This window comes from Kordia sp. SMS9 (genome assembly GCF_003352465.1).
Classification (GTDB): Bacteria; Bacteroidota; Bacteroidia; order Flavobacteriales; family Flavobacteriaceae; genus Kordia.
In genome coordinates this window covers 4386415-4400471 of the sequence record NZ_CP031153.1, presented here as the reverse complement: position 1 = coordinate 4400471, position 14057 = coordinate 4386415, and the positions used below count along the sequence as shown (strand labels likewise).

15 protein-coding genes are annotated in these 14057 nt (G+C 35.4%); 7 read left to right on the top strand and 8 right to left on the bottom strand.

The annotated features are described in order from the left end of the window. Positions 1 to 168: 168 nt before the first annotated feature. From KORDIASMS9_RS18610 to KORDIASMS9_RS18595, 4 genes are all read right to left on the bottom strand, one after another. Positions 169 to 1122, bottom strand: a complete 954-nt coding sequence (locus KORDIASMS9_RS18610; protein ID WP_114904294.1) for a D-2-hydroxyacid dehydrogenase — start codon at positions 1120 to 1122, stop codon at positions 169 to 171. Positions 1123 to 1166: 44 nt separating this feature from the next. Continuing rightward, positions 1167 to 2231 (bottom strand): 3-phosphoserine/phosphohydroxythreonine transaminase, encoded by a 1065-nt coding sequence (gene serC / locus KORDIASMS9_RS18605; RefSeq protein ID WP_114904293.1) that lies wholly within the window; start codon positions 2229 to 2231, stop codon positions 1167 to 1169. 122 nt (positions 2232 to 2353) lie between these two features. Beyond that, the gene (locus KORDIASMS9_RS18600) at positions 2354 to 3094 is read right to left on the bottom strand and encodes a hypothetical protein (RefSeq protein ID WP_114904292.1); all 741 of its coding nucleotides are present in this window, start codon (positions 3092 to 3094) and stop codon (positions 2354 to 2356) included. Positions 3095 to 3117: 23 nt separating this feature from the next. Beyond that, on the bottom strand, positions 3118 to 4185 hold the full coding sequence (locus tag KORDIASMS9_RS18595; RefSeq protein ID WP_114904291.1) for an acyl-CoA reductase: 1068 nt from the start codon (positions 4183 to 4185) through the stop codon (positions 3118 to 3120). A 134-nt stretch (positions 4186 to 4319) separates the two neighbouring features. Here KORDIASMS9_RS18595 and KORDIASMS9_RS18590 point away from each other — a divergent pair, with 134 nt between their 5' ends. Then, positions 4320 to 4673: a 4Fe-4S dicluster domain-containing protein gene (locus KORDIASMS9_RS18590; RefSeq protein WP_114904290.1), complete on the top strand. Its 354-nt coding sequence runs from the start codon at positions 4320 to 4322 to the stop codon at positions 4671 to 4673. 346 nt (positions 4674 to 5019) lie between these two features. Further along, the gene (locus tag KORDIASMS9_RS23455) at positions 5020 to 5193 is read left to right on the top strand and encodes a hypothetical protein (protein ID WP_162820048.1); all 174 of its coding nucleotides are present in this window, start codon (positions 5020 to 5022) and stop codon (positions 5191 to 5193) included. A 117-nt stretch (positions 5194 to 5310) separates the two neighbouring features. Here the strand turns inward: KORDIASMS9_RS23455 and KORDIASMS9_RS18585 are convergent, their stop codons facing one another. Both KORDIASMS9_RS18585 and KORDIASMS9_RS18580 read right to left on the bottom strand, forming a co-directional pair. Next, entirely contained in the window at positions 5311 to 5697 is a 387-nt protein-coding gene (locus KORDIASMS9_RS18585) for a PUR family DNA/RNA-binding protein (RefSeq protein WP_114904289.1), read from the bottom strand. An 80-nt stretch (positions 5698 to 5777) separates the two neighbouring features. Beyond that, positions 5778 to 7532 (bottom strand): ABC transporter ATP-binding protein, encoded by a 1755-nt coding sequence (locus KORDIASMS9_RS18580; RefSeq protein ID WP_114904288.1) that lies wholly within the window; start codon positions 7530 to 7532, stop codon positions 5778 to 5780. Between the two features lie 138 nt (positions 7533 to 7670). Here KORDIASMS9_RS18580 and KORDIASMS9_RS18575 point away from each other — a divergent pair, with 138 nt between their 5' ends. The 5 genes from KORDIASMS9_RS18575 to KORDIASMS9_RS18555 all read left to right on the top strand — a co-directional run bounded on the left by KORDIASMS9_RS18575 (position 7671) and on the right by KORDIASMS9_RS18555 (position 12349). Next, positions 7671 to 8774 (top strand): Glu/Leu/Phe/Val dehydrogenase, encoded by a 1104-nt coding sequence (locus KORDIASMS9_RS18575; RefSeq protein ID WP_114904287.1) that lies wholly within the window; start codon positions 7671 to 7673, stop codon positions 8772 to 8774. Positions 8775 to 8899: 125 nt separating this feature from the next. Next, positions 8900 to 9808, top strand: coding sequence for a transcription antitermination factor NusB (nusB, locus tag KORDIASMS9_RS18570; RefSeq protein WP_114905290.1), 909 nt, complete (start codon positions 8900 to 8902; stop codon positions 9806 to 9808). 42 nt (positions 9809 to 9850) lie between these two features. After that, positions 9851 to 10444, top strand: coding sequence for a DUF1573 domain-containing protein (locus KORDIASMS9_RS18565; protein ID WP_114904286.1), 594 nt, complete (start codon positions 9851 to 9853; stop codon positions 10442 to 10444). A gap of 18 nt (positions 10445 to 10462) precedes the next feature. Beyond that, positions 10463 to 10744 (top strand): preprotein translocase subunit YajC, encoded by a 282-nt coding sequence (gene yajC / locus KORDIASMS9_RS18560; RefSeq protein ID WP_256387000.1) that lies wholly within the window; start codon positions 10463 to 10465, stop codon positions 10742 to 10744. A 207-nt stretch (positions 10745 to 10951) separates the two neighbouring features. Then, positions 10952 to 12349, top strand: coding sequence for a transposase (locus KORDIASMS9_RS18555; protein ID WP_205318008.1), 1398 nt, complete (start codon positions 10952 to 10954; stop codon positions 12347 to 12349). A 127-nt stretch (positions 12350 to 12476) separates the two neighbouring features. Here the strand turns inward: KORDIASMS9_RS18555 and KORDIASMS9_RS18550 are convergent, their stop codons facing one another. Further along, positions 12477 to 13076, bottom strand: a complete 600-nt coding sequence (locus KORDIASMS9_RS18550; RefSeq protein ID WP_114904284.1) for a YdeI family protein — start codon at positions 13074 to 13076, stop codon at positions 12477 to 12479. 74 nt (positions 13077 to 13150) lie between these two features. Then, positions 13151 to 13978, bottom strand: a complete 828-nt coding sequence (locus KORDIASMS9_RS18545) for a mechanosensitive ion channel family protein (RefSeq protein WP_114904283.1) — start codon at positions 13976 to 13978, stop codon at positions 13151 to 13153. Between the last annotated feature and the right edge of the window lie 79 nt (positions 13979 to 14057).

Below are 14057 nucleotides of genomic sequence, written 5' to 3'. Positions count from 1 at the left end.
TTAATATGAAAACAAGATAGTAATATTCTGTAAGACTTGTAGTATGTGTATGTGTTTTTTAGTTGAAACGTATAAAATGCACAAATATCAGATGAATGAACTTTAAGATCGTTCAAAAAAAACAAAAAAGCACCCAAAAGAGTGCTTTTAAAGTATATGTGAGTGCTTTTATTTTTTTAGAAGCGTATTGATTTGCGTAGCCAATTCAAGTCCAATTCGGTCTTGTGCTTCGTAGGTTGCAGCACCAATATGTGGCGTTAAGGATACATACGGATTCATCAATACTTTGATGGCTGGTGTGGGTTCGTTTTCAAATACATCCAAACCTGCAAAACTCAGTTTTCCAGCATCTAACGCGTCAATTAGTGCGACTTCATCAATAATACCGCCACGCGATGCATTGACAATTCCTGCGCCTTGTTTCATCAAAGCGATTTCTTTCTTACCAATAATATATTCTTTTTGAGCGGGAACATGTAACGTGATAAAATCAGCATTTTTCAAGACACTTTCCATAGTTTCTGTGACGATTTCAAAATCTAAGGATTGTCCATCAAAAAATTCTACAGAAACGGTTGCTTTGTCTATAAACGGATCTGAAGCAATGACGTTCATTCCCAAACCAATGGCTCTTTCTGCCGTTGCTTTCCCAATGCGACCGAAACCAATAATTCCTAAGGTTTTTCCACGCAATTCGCTTCCTTTTGCATAAGATTTTTTTAATTCCTTAAAGCGAGAGTCACCTTCTAACGGCATATTACGGTTAGCATCGTGTAAAAAACGAACACCATTCAATAAATGTCCAAACACCAATTCCGCCACCGAACTTGAAGAAGCTGCGGGTGTGTTGATCACATGAATTCCTTTGTCGCGTGCGTACGCTACATCAATATTGTCCATACCAACGCCGCCACGACCGATGAGTTGTAAACTTTCACAAGCATCAATCAAGTCTTTGCGAACTTTAGTAGCACTTCGCACCAAAAGTCCCGCAATATTATGCTCGTTGATATAGTTGATCAATTGTGCTTGCGCCACTTTTGTGGTGATAACTTCAAAACCATCGTTGGTCAAAGCATCAATGCCACTTTGAGAAATTCCGTCGTTTGCTAATATTTTCATTTTTTTGAATTGAATGATTGAAAATTGAATGTTTTAAAGACTGATTACGCGTTCTTTTCTAATGCTTGCATTACATCCACGAGTACTTGCACACTTTCTAATGGCAATGCGTTGTACATAGAGGCACGATATCCGCCAACACTTCGGTGTCCGTTAAGTCCGTTGATGCCCGCATCGTTCCACATGGTATCAAAAGTTTCTTTCAGAGATTCCTCCGTCAAGGTAAATGTCGCATTCATGTGACTTCGGTCTTCTGTAGCTACAATGCCTTTAAACAATGGATTTCGATCAATTTCGTTATACAATAAGGCAGATTTTTGCTCGTTTATTTTTTCAATCGCAGCGATGCCACCAATGTTTTTTAACCATTCTAGTGTCAACATGGAAACATACACCGGAAATACGGCTGGTGTATTAAACATGCTGTCTTTTCCAATATGTACTTTATAGTCTAACATGGATGGAATGGCTCTATTTACTTTGCCTAAAATTTCTTCCTTTACCACCACTAAAGTCGTTCCGGCTGGCCCCATATTTTTTTGTGCGCCTGCATAGATTAAATCAAACTTAGAGAAATCTAACTGACGTGAAAAGATATCTGAACTCATGTCACAAACAATGGGTACATTGGTTTCTGGGAAGTTTTTTATTTGCGTTCCAAAGATTGTATTGTTGCTGGTACAGTGAAAATAATCTGCATCTGTTGGAATGGTATAGTCTTTAGGAATGTATGTGAAATTTGAATCTTTTGAAGAAGCAACTTCGATCAATTCGCCAAATAGTTTTGCTTCTTTAATGGCTTTTACGCTCCAAGTTCCTGTATTTAAATATGCCGCTTTTTTGTTTAGCAAATTATAAGCTGCCATCAAAAACTGTGTGCTGGCACCACCGTGTAAAAAGAGTGCGGTATAGCCTTTTCCTTCCAAACCTAACAGTTCTAAAGCCAACGCACGCGCGCTTTCCATAACATTGACAAAAGGTTTGCTTCTGTGTGATATTTCTAAAATAGAAAGATGGTCATTATTGAAATTTAATACCGCTTCTGAAGCTTTTTGAAATACTTCTTGCGGTAAGATACAAGGGCCTGCACTAAAGTTATGTTTTTTCATGGGTTGGTATTTGTTGTATGCTGTTGTTTTTTGCAAATTTCCTAAATTATAAGCGAATAGTTGTTATAATTTTATGAATATTTTAGCAAATGGAGTGAATTATTTTTGAATTCTAATATTCCTTAATGTGAATGGTTTTCTTCAATTTCTCGTTGTATCAATTGAAGCAATATATCAAGTTCTCGCACTGATGCATCATAAAAAACCAATCCTTTGCTGCGTAATGCTATGGCAAGCGTGAGGATGTTTCTAAATTCTGATTGCTGTGAAAGTTTTGTGTAATTGTTTGGTTGTAAACTTACAGTTCCATTTTGGTCTGCATAGCTCAGATTTTTGGTGATGAATGGCAAGGTAACACTTTCAAACAACGCCCATTCTGCTTTATCGTAATCGTTGATGATGAATCCAAGTGTGGATTCGTGAAGTTTTATCACACCATCTTTTATAATTTTACTTCGAATGATTCGAATACCTTCCGTTTTAAAAATTTCGTACGTTGTAAATGTTGGCAGTGGACTTTCCCAGTTGGCAATAGCAGGAAAGAGCGTGTCCATCGCAGTTGTATACGCAGTTTTGTTGTCTAAATGTTGCAGCGCAAGTTCAAGATTTTCTTTAGATTGCTGATTCGCTTTGATGTCTCTTAGCAACTCTTTTTTTGTGGCAGTTAAGTCTCTGTATAAATTTTCAAGGATGTTGCTTTCGTGCTGATAGGTTTCTTGTTGCGCTTTCCAGCCGTCAATTTGCAAGGCAATTACAATTCCGATAACCACTAAGACAATTTCACCAATTGCGTACGATATATATTTTGCGAACTTACTTTTTGGTAGTAGTTTTTTACGGAATTCTTTAAAGATTCTTATCATGTATGTGTGGTTTGCTAATGCTTTTACTGCGGATCTAAATTCGTTAGAAACTCCATCGTGTCAACACCATCGGCATAATCATGTAATGCTGGATGTTGTGTTTGACCGAATTTAACTTCGTTATTCATACCGATATCTGCCACAATGCATTGTATGTGTTCGGCGTCTGTTGTTAGTTTTGCTTGAAGCGATGCTATATCATCGTAATATTCATAAAAAACCGTCGCAATGGGTGAGGCATATTGTGTATCTTCTTTGATCATTAGGAAACCATTTTCCAAAATATCGAAGAGACTCATTAGATAAACTGCCTTGTTGTAATCGTAATTATTGGCGTATTTGGCGCTATTCATTACGTCGCTTTTTTTGTACATGCCGCCAAAAAAGTCTTGAAAATTGTAACCTTTTGGTACAAAAAGTTTGGAAACACTTCTACAACCCAACCCAAAATAGGTAAAAATATCGTCACTCAACGCTTCTAATTGTGCTGCGGTTTCGCTTCCTGTTAAGATGGCAACTGAGTTTCTATTTTTACGAATAATATTTGGTTTGTCTTTAAAATAATATTCAAAATAGCGTGCGGTATTGTTACTTCCCGTGGCGATGACGGCGTCAAAATCATTTAGTTTCTCGTCTGTAAAGGTAATTTTTCCTTTAAATGACGGTTCCACATATTCTAAGTACTTTGCCAAATAGGGAAGGAGATGTTTATCATTGGACGATTGTTTTACTAAAACTTCATGTCCCGCAAGTAAGACCGATAAAAAGTCATGAAAACCTACCAACGGAATGTTTCCCGCCATGACAATCGCTATTTTTTTAGGCGAAACATTATCAATAGTATAGTTGGCTGTCCAACGTTCTAGCGTTTCTTTTTGCAGCGATCGTGCCCAATTTTTGATAGCAAAACAGATATTTTCTTTTGTAAACCAACCATTTTGTTCTTGCGCTAGTTTCAATTGATGTTTCATTCCATCAAAAAAAGGATCGTTGAGAATTACTTCAAAATTTTGTACCGGATTTACTATTGAAAATTGATTTATGAAGTCTCCCAATTTTACAAAAGCGTTAATTCTTTCTGCTAAAGCCATCTGAATTTGTTTATGAATAGTTTAGGCGTTATTTTTGCAATCTAATGCGTCAACTAATTTTTGGCGAATTTATAAAACTTTTACCGCAATCATGGTAGAAGCGAAAAAGATTGTAAACGAAATACGAAGAAATAATGGCTATTATTATAACTGATGAATGTATTAATTGTGGTGCTTGCGAGCCAGAGTGTCCGAATACTGCAATTTATGAAGGTGCTGACGATTGGCGCTACGCAGACGGAACTTCCTTAACGGGAACTATTGTATTACCTAGCGGGAAAGAAGTGGATGCTGAGGAAGCGCAAGAACCAATTTCAGACGAAATTTATTATATATCTCCCGATAAATGTACAGAATGTATGGGCTTCCATGAAGAGCCACAATGTGCTGCGGTATGTCCAGTAGATTGCTGTGTACCTGATGAAGATATTGTAGAAACAGAAGAAGAATTGTTAGGAAAACAAGCATTTATGCATCCAGAAGAGTAGTTTTTTGGAGTTGTAATGTTTATGAGTTGAGAAGTTTATGAGTTGAGAAGTTTATGAGTTGAAAAGTTTATTTCTAACAGCCAACAGCCAACAGCTAAAAGCAAACAGCTAAGATATAAAAGTCACGTATCATTTTGATATAGTGACTTTTTTGATGGTGAAAAGTGTCGTTTTTTACATTTTTCTTCTATTCGAGTTGATGGGTTCCAAAAAGATAAAAACAGTATACACAAAGGGATTTCCTGTAATTTCAGCTCCTTAAATTAGACAATTTGGGTTAATCGTAGTTGTTTTAAGACCTATTGTACTCTTAACTTTGCGACATTAACCATAAAAGAAATATACGATGTTAAAAAACTTAAAACAAGTAAGCGGAGCTGTGGCAATTTCTAAAACAGCACAAAAATCAATTATTGGCGGAAACGGTCAACCATTTAACAATCCAGCGTATTTTGAATGTTTACGTTCGTGTGGAGGTTCCTGTTCAGGTGACGGACGTTGCTTTTACATGGAAAAGTAGTAAATAACACCATTTTAAATGTAAATTGGTATAATACCAATTTTACACAAGCAAAAAGCCACTAATGATGTTTCATTCAGTGGCTTTTATCGTTTTTGGGTTGGTTGTAATTTTTGCTTAAATATCTTCGAAGTTGATATCTGTAAAGTTATCAACATCTTTATTCGGTTCTGCAGACGCTGTGGCATCTTCTGTGTTGTACTCTCTTTTAAAATCTTTTTGATGACGTTCAGAAATCACTTCTTCTCCTTTTTCATCCACAATGTACTGCGTCATTTCGCTTAAAATCTCAGAGAATGCTGAGAAATCTTCTTTGTACAAATAGATTTTGTGTTTTTTGTAATGGAAAGATCCATCGTCGTTCGTAAACTTTTTGCTTTCAGTAATGGTTAGGTAATAGTCGCCAGCTTTGGTAGCTCTGACGTCAAAGAAATAAGTTCTCCTTCCTGCCCTAAGTACTTTGGAGAAAATTTCTTCTTTCTCTAGTAAATCTTTATCACTCATAATCCCTCTTTTCTAAAATTTTAGTTGTTTGTTAATCTCCCTCAAAAATGTAAAAAAAAAATTAACTGAACAACAAAATCTTACAAATCTTTTTCGGAAAGCTGTTTTAAATACAGCTCTTTAAAGTATCCATCTTGTTCTATAAGATCGTCATAGCTACCATTTTGTATGATATTTCCATTGTCTAAGACGATAATTTTATCTGCATTTTTAGCAGAAGAAATTCGGTGACTTACAATAATTGTGGTTTTATGTTGTGTAATGCGTTCTATGTTGGAAAGGATTTCTTCTTCTGTTTCGGTATCTACAGCAGACAAACAATCGTCCAGCAATAATATATTAGGATCTTTGATGATGGCTCTTGCAATGGAAACACGCTGTTTTTGTCCACCACTCAAGGTAATTCCACGTTCTCCCAAAATGGTGTCGTATCCTTTTTTAAATCCGACAATGTTTTTATGCACGGATGCAAATTTTGCAGCCGCGATCACTTCTTCATCAGAAGCATCTTCTTTACCAAACTTTATATTGTCTTTGATAGTTTCCGAAAATAAAAAAGCATCTTGTGGTACAATGCTAATTGCGTTTCGCAAATTATTTAAGTTCAGTTTTTTAATCGGGATTTCATCAATTTCAATCACACCTTGATCTGTATCATACATTCTACTAATCAAATCTAACACCGTGGTTTTTCCTGAACCTGTTTTCCCAACAATGGCAAGTGTTTCGCCAGAATGCAACGAGAACGAAATATTTTTTAACGCGGTAATATTAGTATCATCATACGTAAATGATACATTTTTGAATTCAATATTACCTGTAATGGGCGTTTTTTCTGCGACTAAATTTTGAATTTCAGGTTGAACCTTTAAAAACTCATTGATACGTTGTTGCGATACTTCCGCTTGCTGAATAATAGAAGTTACCCAACCAATGGTAGCTACAGGCCACGTAAGCATGTTTACATACATGATAAATTCTGCCAACACTCCAAATTTGATGTGTCCTTCAATATATTGTAAGCCACCAATATAAATAACTAAAATATTACTCGCACCAATCAGCAAAATCATCATGGGAAAAAACCAAGCATTTACCTTTACCAAGTCCATGTTCTTTGTTTTTCCTTCAATTACCATTTCGTTGAAGGTTTCCTTAATTTGTGGTTCTATTCCGTAGGCTTTGATTACAGAAACTCCTGAAAAAGATTCTTGTGTAAATGTGGAAAGCTTGGATAGAAATTGCTGAACAATCGTGCTTCGTTTTTGAATAGCACGACTCAGTTTATAAATTAAAAATGATAAAATTGGTAGCGGAACTAAAGTATAAATTGCTACTTTTGGCGCCGTAATGAACATCAAAGGGATCAAACAGGCAAACAACGTAATTGTTCGAATGCTATACATAATGGCAGGACCTGCATACATACGTACTTTTCCAACATCTTCACTGATTCGATTCATCAAATCACCCGTACGATTTTTTTTATAAAAATTTGTTGATAAGTTTTGATATTGCCTGTAAACTTCGTTTTTCAGGTCGTATTCTACATATCTAGAAATGTTAATAATGGTTTGTCGCATCAAAAATGTAAAAAAACCAGCCAATACAGCAGCACCTATAATAATTAGAATATTTACCCAAAGTTCGTTTTTTACAACGGCCAAATCGGTAATTTCTCCATGAATGTACTCATCAACAGCGGTAAGCGAGTTTCCAATAAGTTTGGGAGTAATGAGTGCAAAAATTTGCGCAATGACAGTTATCAGAACTCCTAAAAGTAATTTTCCTTTATATTTGAGGAAATATTTGTTTAAATGCTGTAATTCTTTCATTCGTTATAAATCGAAACTAGTTGAGGTTTATTTTGAATTATATTCATTTTAACAACATGTTTGTTGCATAAATTTGAATTATCACTATTTTTGCAGTCTATTTTTTATATATATCATAATTATAACACATAAAAGCCTATGGTTTCAGACGTCATTAATACCCGTGAATTACACAAGGTTGACCCTGTTTTTGGACAATTATCTTTTGATAATCATGAACAAGTTGTTTTTTGCAATGACAAAGATACAGGATTAAAAGCAATAATAGGAATCCATAACACAGTTTTAGGACCCGCACTTGGAGGAACTCGAATGTGGCAATACAAAAACGAATGGGAAGCCTTAAACGATGTACTTCGCTTGTCGCGCGGAATGACGTTTAAATCAGCGATAACAGGATTGAATTTAGGTGGTGGAAAAGCAGTCATTATTGGCGATGCAAAAACCCAAAAAACACCTGAGTTAATGCGTAAGTTTGGAGAATTTGTACATTCTTTAAGCGGACGTTACATTACTGCCGAAGATGTGGGAATGGAAACGAGCGACATGGATATTGTTCGCGGCGTTACTCCGTTTGTCACTGGAATTTCAGAAGCCAAAGGTGGCGCAGGAAATCCTTCTCCAATTACAGCATATGGTGTTTTTATGGGAATGAAAGCTGCGGCAAAATATAAATTTGGCTCAGCTATTTTGGAAGATCGTACCGTGTATGTACAAGGAATTGGACATGTAGGAGAAGCGTTGGTAGAACATTTAACCAATGAAGGTGCTAAGGTGATGATTGCCGATATCAATGAAGAGCGTTTACAAGTTGTTAGTAAAAAATATGGCGCTACTATTTATCGTGGTGAAGATATTTACACAGAAGAAATGGACATTTATGCACCATGTGCGTTAGGAGCAACCGTAAATGACGATAGTATTTACAAGTTAAAAGCACAGATTATTGCTGGAGCTGCTAACAATCAGTTAAAAGATGAAAACCGTCATGGAGCCATGTTGAAAGATAAAGGTATTGCCTACGCACCAGATTTTTTAATCAACGCAGGTGGAATCATCAATGTGTATGCCGAATTAGAAGGGTACGGGAAAACAGAAATCATCCGTAAAACAGAAAATATTTACAATACGACGTTGGAAATATTCAAACATTCTGAAGATAACAATTCCACTCCACACAACTCTGCATTAAGCATTGCCTTAGATCGAATTGCAACAAGAAAAAAAGAAGCACATAAATAGTAGCATTTTTTTAAAATAATTATATTTTTGCGGGCGAAAGGAGGAAACTCTTTTCGCCCTTTTATTTTTATAAAATTAAAGTTCTGACGTAGATGCTAACAAGAAGACATATTCGAGTTAAAGTAATGCAATCTATTTATGCATTGTATCAATCACAAAGTGATCAGGTAGACAAAGAGTTGAAGTTTATCAATATGAGTATCGCGAATATGCACGACTTGCATGTGCTCACGCTAGATTTATTTGTAAAATTGAGCGCGTACGCGGAAAATCAACTTGAATTATCTCAAAAAAAATACTTAGCGACTTCTGAAGACAAAAATCCGAACAAAAAATTTATTCAAAATGCTATCATTCGCCATTTGGCAGAAAATGAACAGCTAAAAGATGCCGTTCACGATCGTAAATTGGATGATTGGGAATTGAATGATGAATATGTACGTGTCATTTTTGAAGCGATGTTGGAAAGTGATGTGTATAAAAAGTACATGGCAGACACAGACACTAGTTACGATAAAGATCGTGCCTTTGTGGTGAAACTATTTTCGCAAATCATTGCACCTAATGAAAAGCTGTATGAATACTTTGAAGATCAAAAATTAACATGGTTGGATGATTTGCCTGTAGTGAATACATTAATCTTAAAATCAATCAAACAAGCAAAAAAAGGAAAAGAGCGAATTTTTCTTTCAGAATTGTACAAAGATGATGAAGATAAAGCCTTTGTGAGGGATTTATTTAGAAAAACTGTACTAAATGATGAAATGTTGACAGCAGAAATTCAAGGGAAAACACCAAACTGGGACAAGGATAGAATTGCAAATTTGGACTTAATTCTCTTAAAAATGGCGATTTGCGAATTCTTAAAATTTCCTTCAATTCCTGTAAAAGTCACTATAAACGAGTATATTGAACTCGCAAAAGAATATTCTACGTCAAAAAGTAGTATGTTTGTAAACGGAATATTAGATAAGTTAATTAAAGAATATAAAAAAGAAAATAAGTTAAATAAAATCGGTCGCGGTTTGATGTAACAAAAACAATTATTAAATTTACCCCATAAAATTTTAAATACTATGATCAAAAAAGGATTTTTACTATTAGGAGCTATGACGGTAGTCTTATTTACTTCTTGTAAAGACGATGCTACAAAGAAGATACAAAGTGCTAATGTTGCAGATGCAGCAAAAAGAGATGCCGTTGCTACAAACTTTGCAGCAATGACGTTTGACAAAACAGAGTACGATTTTGGAACAATCAACGAAGGAGATCAAGTGGAAACTGTGTTTAAATTTGAAAATACAGGAAATGCACCATTATTGATTTCAAACATTAAAGGAAGCTGTGGATGTACAGTTCCTAACGATTGGCCAAAAGAACCAATTGCACCAGGGGCAAGCGGACAATTTACGGTAAAGTACAACTCTAACGGAAAGCCAAATCTTAAAACAAATACGGTAACGATTACGGCAAATACTGAAAAAGGAAGAGAAGTAGTTCGTATCAAAGCATTTGCAACTCCAAACCCAGAAATGGAAGCGAAAAGAGCAAAAGCAAAAGCGGAAAGAGAAGCACGTATGAAAAAGCAGCAAGCAGCACAACAAGCAGCAGCCGCTAAAAACGGAGCGACTAAAACTCAGCAAACGGGTCACGAAGGACACAATCATTAATCACTTATATTAGAAAGATTGGAACAGATTTTACCGTTATTATTAATGATTGCCGTGCTATATTTTTTAATCATAGCACCTTCATTAAAGAAACAAAAAAAGGAGAAAAAATTCATGGCATCTGTAAAAAAAGGTGATCGAGTGATCACTAAAAGCGGAATTCATGGAAAAATTGTTGAATTGAACGATAAAGATTTTACGTGTGTTATTGAAACTGGCGCAGGAAAAATCAAGTTTGAACGCGCAGCACTTTCAGTAGAAGCTTCTGCAAGACTCAACAATCCTCCAGCAAAAAAATAATATGTTATTTTTATATAACTCAAAAGCACCGCGAAAGTGGTGCTTTTTTTGTTTTAAATTGTAACCGCAAATTTTAGCTATAAAAATCACTTATATTTATCATTCAATCCTTTGCCTTTCAAAATCATCGGGCGCATTCAGAAAATATCTAAAGCCTTGTAAATACTAGTATTTCTTTGTAAATTAAAGAAACATAAAACCCCGAAAATGACCTATATGGTGCAAAAACGGGGTTTTCTTTTTTCTCTAGCTATGAAAATACAAAGAATTAGTGAGTTTCAGCACAAATTTTCCTTTTTATCTTCTGTTGAAAATTTTGATGCATATTATGTTCGATTTTTAGAGAGTGATCTTGGTAAGATTTACACTGCCATTCCTTGGTCTGATTTGGTTAGATATTTTGACCTTAAAGAATCTTCTAAAGGAGCTAAAATGTCCTTTAGTCCACAAGGTCGGATTGCGCTGATGTTTTTAAAACATTATGCCTGTTGCAGTGATAAGCGACTTATAGAACAACTCAACAGTAATATTGATTATCAGTTTTTTTGTGATTTACATTTGGGTTTTGACCGTATCACTAATTATAAAATCGTAAGTCAAATACGATGTGAGCTATCTGCTAGCTTAAACATTGATGTATTGCAAAAATGTCTATATGTACACTGGTCTGATTATATTGAGAATCCTAATCAGCTTACCGTAGATGCCACTTGTTACGAGAGTGAACTGCGGTATCCTTCCAACCAAAAGCTACTATGGGAAGCTGTGAACTGGATGTATAAGCAACTCCGTAAAAATGCCAAGGTAGTGGGAGTAAAAATGATACGGAGCAAATACCTGAAATGGAAGCGACGCTATCACAATTTTAGCAAGATGCGTCGCAAGACCAAGTCAAAACGAAAATCACTAACACGTTCACTTTTAGGGTTATTAAAGAAGTTTATCGACTTTGAAGCTGAACTTCGTAGCTATGATCATCTACGAGGCAGTGTACAATACTATCGCAGAGTAGCTACAATCAAAAAAGTTTACTCTCAACAAGAATATCACTTCAGAACAGGTAATAAGATTAAAGACCGTATTGTAAGTATTGCAAAGGACTACTTACGACCTATCGTTCGAGGAAAAGAAATCAAACCCGTAGAGTTCGGAGCCAAAGTTAACAAACTACAAATCGATGGAATTAGCTTTATAGAACACCTAAGTTTTCATGCCTTCAATGAGGGAACGCGACTGCAAGCTACGATCTATAAAGCACAAGATCTTACCCATAGAAAAACCAAGATCATTGGAGCAGATGCTATATATGCCACAAACAAGAATAGAAACTTTGTCACAAAGCACAAGATTAAAACCGACTTCAAAAGAAAAGGAAGGCCTCCTAAAGACTACAAGCAAGAGAAAAAATTAAAGAGCTTAATCACAAAAGAAAGAGCTACGCGATTAGAAGGTAGCTTTGGCAAGGAAAAAGAGTATTATCATCTCAAAAAAATAAAAGCAAAAACAAAGCTTACAGAAACCCTGTGGATATTCTTTGGTATACATACCGCTAATGCCTTAGAAATCGGAAGAAGAATCTACAAAAAGCAACAAATAGCAGCATAAATTTTTAAAATAGTTTACCAAAACTATGGCATAGGTATGTCTTATCGTTAACAAAACTCACTAAAAAGAACATAAAAACAGTCCAAAATAAAAATCCAAGAAATGAAATAGATCAAATCTTGGATTTTTATGTTCTTGTTAGCTTTAAGTGAGCTATTTTCTGAATGCGCCTCATCGGAATAATTTTTTCTAAGCGCCGTTGCTGCGTTGCTTCTCTTTTGGCTGTGGCAATGTGTTCTATGTATTCTTTTCGTTTATAATTGGTTAATGTTTGAAACGCTTCTTTCAATGCTGTATTTGTCGTAAATGCATTTGCCAAAGCTTCAGGAAGAGTGACAGTTGACTCTTTTTTAAATACAACTGTTTTGCCTTCCAATTGATGCTGAATGGCTTCGTTTACATACTGTTGTACCAAAGCTTCATCAATACGATCAGAAGCTGTAAACTTCCAATGGCGCATGGCTTGTGTTTTGCCTTCTTGCGCGTTTACGAGCATATTCGCTTCATCTTTTAACAACGCTCCATGAAAAAACCAAATGGCGATGTGCGATTTAAAACAGCCAATTCCCAATACATTTTTTCCGTTGACCGTATACACGGGAATACTCCATTTGAGCGTTTCCGTTACATTCGAATTTTTAAGAATACTATTTTGTAACAAACGTAATTTCGCTTCCCATTCAGGGAAACTTTGGATGTAACTTTCTACGGAAGTAAACTTTTTCATGGGGAATATTTTTTACTAAAATAGAAAAAGCCATCCAAAAAGGACGGCTTTCATATATTTTTAATGATTTTTGTTTACAACTGTTTCATCGTTACAATACGTTGTGCAAAAGGTGCGTCATACTTAGCTGCTCCTAAGGCTTCTACGATTTTTTGACGTGTATCCCAATATACATCCCAATAGTTATTACAATCAACATACGGCATGGCTAACAATTCAACACCATTGGTTCCTAAATTATTCACAGCAACTCTCGGAGCTGGCTCAGCCAATACATTTTTATCATTTTTTAAAACTTCTGCAACAATGTCTCTTGCTTTTTGAATATCTGTTCCATATTGAATCCCAAAAGGCATGTCGATACGAAGATTTCCTATTTTCGTAAGATTTGTAATTTTATTTGCGGTAATTGCGCCGTTAGGTACAATCACGGTTTCGTTTTGAAATGTTTCTATTACTGTCACAAACACTGAAATTTCTTTTACAAAACCAAAAGCATCATTTGTTTTGATCAAATCGCCCACTTTAAAAGGCCTGAAGATCAATAGCATTACACCAGAAGCTAAATGACCAAGAGAACCATTGAAAGCGGCACCAATAGCAATACCAATCCCAGCAATCAATGCTGCAAAAGAAGCGGTTGGAATTCCAACAATCCCAGCAATGGAAATTAGTAAAACGAGTTTAAGAATAAATCCAATCACCGTCAGTAAAAATGGGCGCAAAGTTTCATCCACATGGCGCGTTTCAAAAGCTTTTCCAATAGCTTTCATAATCATTCGGATGATCCAAAAGCCAATAATTAAAGCTGCTAATGCACCAATTAGTTTCAATCCCCAATCGCCAATTCCTTCGGCAATAGTGTCATAAAATGTACTTAACGATTCTGAAATAGTTCCCATAATTCTTTATTTTTAAGGTTATTTCCTCAAAAATAAATACTACTGCAGTGGATTAATTCTTACAAAAAAATAAATGTTG

Excerpts from the sequence above, each read along its gene's own strand:
- KORDIASMS9_RS18565 (WP_114904286.1), top strand. The coding sequence starts at position 9,851 with ATGATCAAAAAAGGATTTTTACTATTAGGAGCTATGACGGTAGTCTTA.
- KORDIASMS9_RS18580 (WP_114904288.1), bottom strand. The coding sequence starts at position 7,532 with ATGAAAGAATTACAGCATTTAAACAAATATTTCCTCAAATATAAAGGA.
- serC (WP_114904293.1), bottom strand. The coding sequence starts at position 2,231 with ATGAAAAAACATAACTTTAGTGCAGGCCCTTGTATCTTACCGCAAGAA.
- KORDIASMS9_RS18550 (WP_114904284.1), bottom strand. The coding sequence starts at position 13,076 with ATGAAAAAGTTTACTTCCGTAGAAAGTTACATCCAAAGTTTCCCTGAA.
- KORDIASMS9_RS18585 (WP_114904289.1), bottom strand. The coding sequence starts at position 5,697 with ATGAGTGATAAAGATTTACTAGAGAAAGAAGAAATTTTCTCCAAAGTA.
- KORDIASMS9_RS18590 (WP_114904290.1), top strand. The coding sequence starts at position 4,320 with ATGGCTATTATTATAACTGATGAATGTATTAATTGTGGTGCTTGCGAG.
- nusB (WP_114905290.1), top strand. The coding sequence starts at position 8,900 with ATGCAATCTATTTATGCATTGTATCAATCACAAAGTGATCAGGTAGAC.
- KORDIASMS9_RS18555 (WP_205318008.1), top strand. The coding sequence starts at position 10,952 with ATGACCTATATGGTGCAAAAACGGGGTTTTCTTTTTTCTCTAGCTATG.
- KORDIASMS9_RS23455 (WP_162820048.1), top strand. The coding sequence starts at position 5,020 with ATGTTAAAAAACTTAAAACAAGTAAGCGGAGCTGTGGCAATTTCTAAA.
- KORDIASMS9_RS18575 (WP_114904287.1), top strand. The coding sequence starts at position 7,671 with ATGGTTTCAGACGTCATTAATACCCGTGAATTACACAAGGTTGACCCT.
- KORDIASMS9_RS18610 (WP_114904294.1), bottom strand. The coding sequence starts at position 1,122 with ATGAAAATATTAGCAAACGACGGAATTTCTCAAAGTGGCATTGATGCT.
- KORDIASMS9_RS18595 (WP_114904291.1), bottom strand. The coding sequence starts at position 4,185 with ATGGCTTTAGCAGAAAGAATTAACGCTTTTGTAAAATTGGGAGACTTC.
- KORDIASMS9_RS18545 (WP_114904283.1), bottom strand. The coding sequence starts at position 13,978 with ATGGGAACTATTTCAGAATCGTTAAGTACATTTTATGACACTATTGCC.
- KORDIASMS9_RS18600 (WP_114904292.1), bottom strand. The coding sequence starts at position 3,094 with ATGATAAGAATCTTTAAAGAATTCCGTAAAAAACTACTACCAAAAAGT.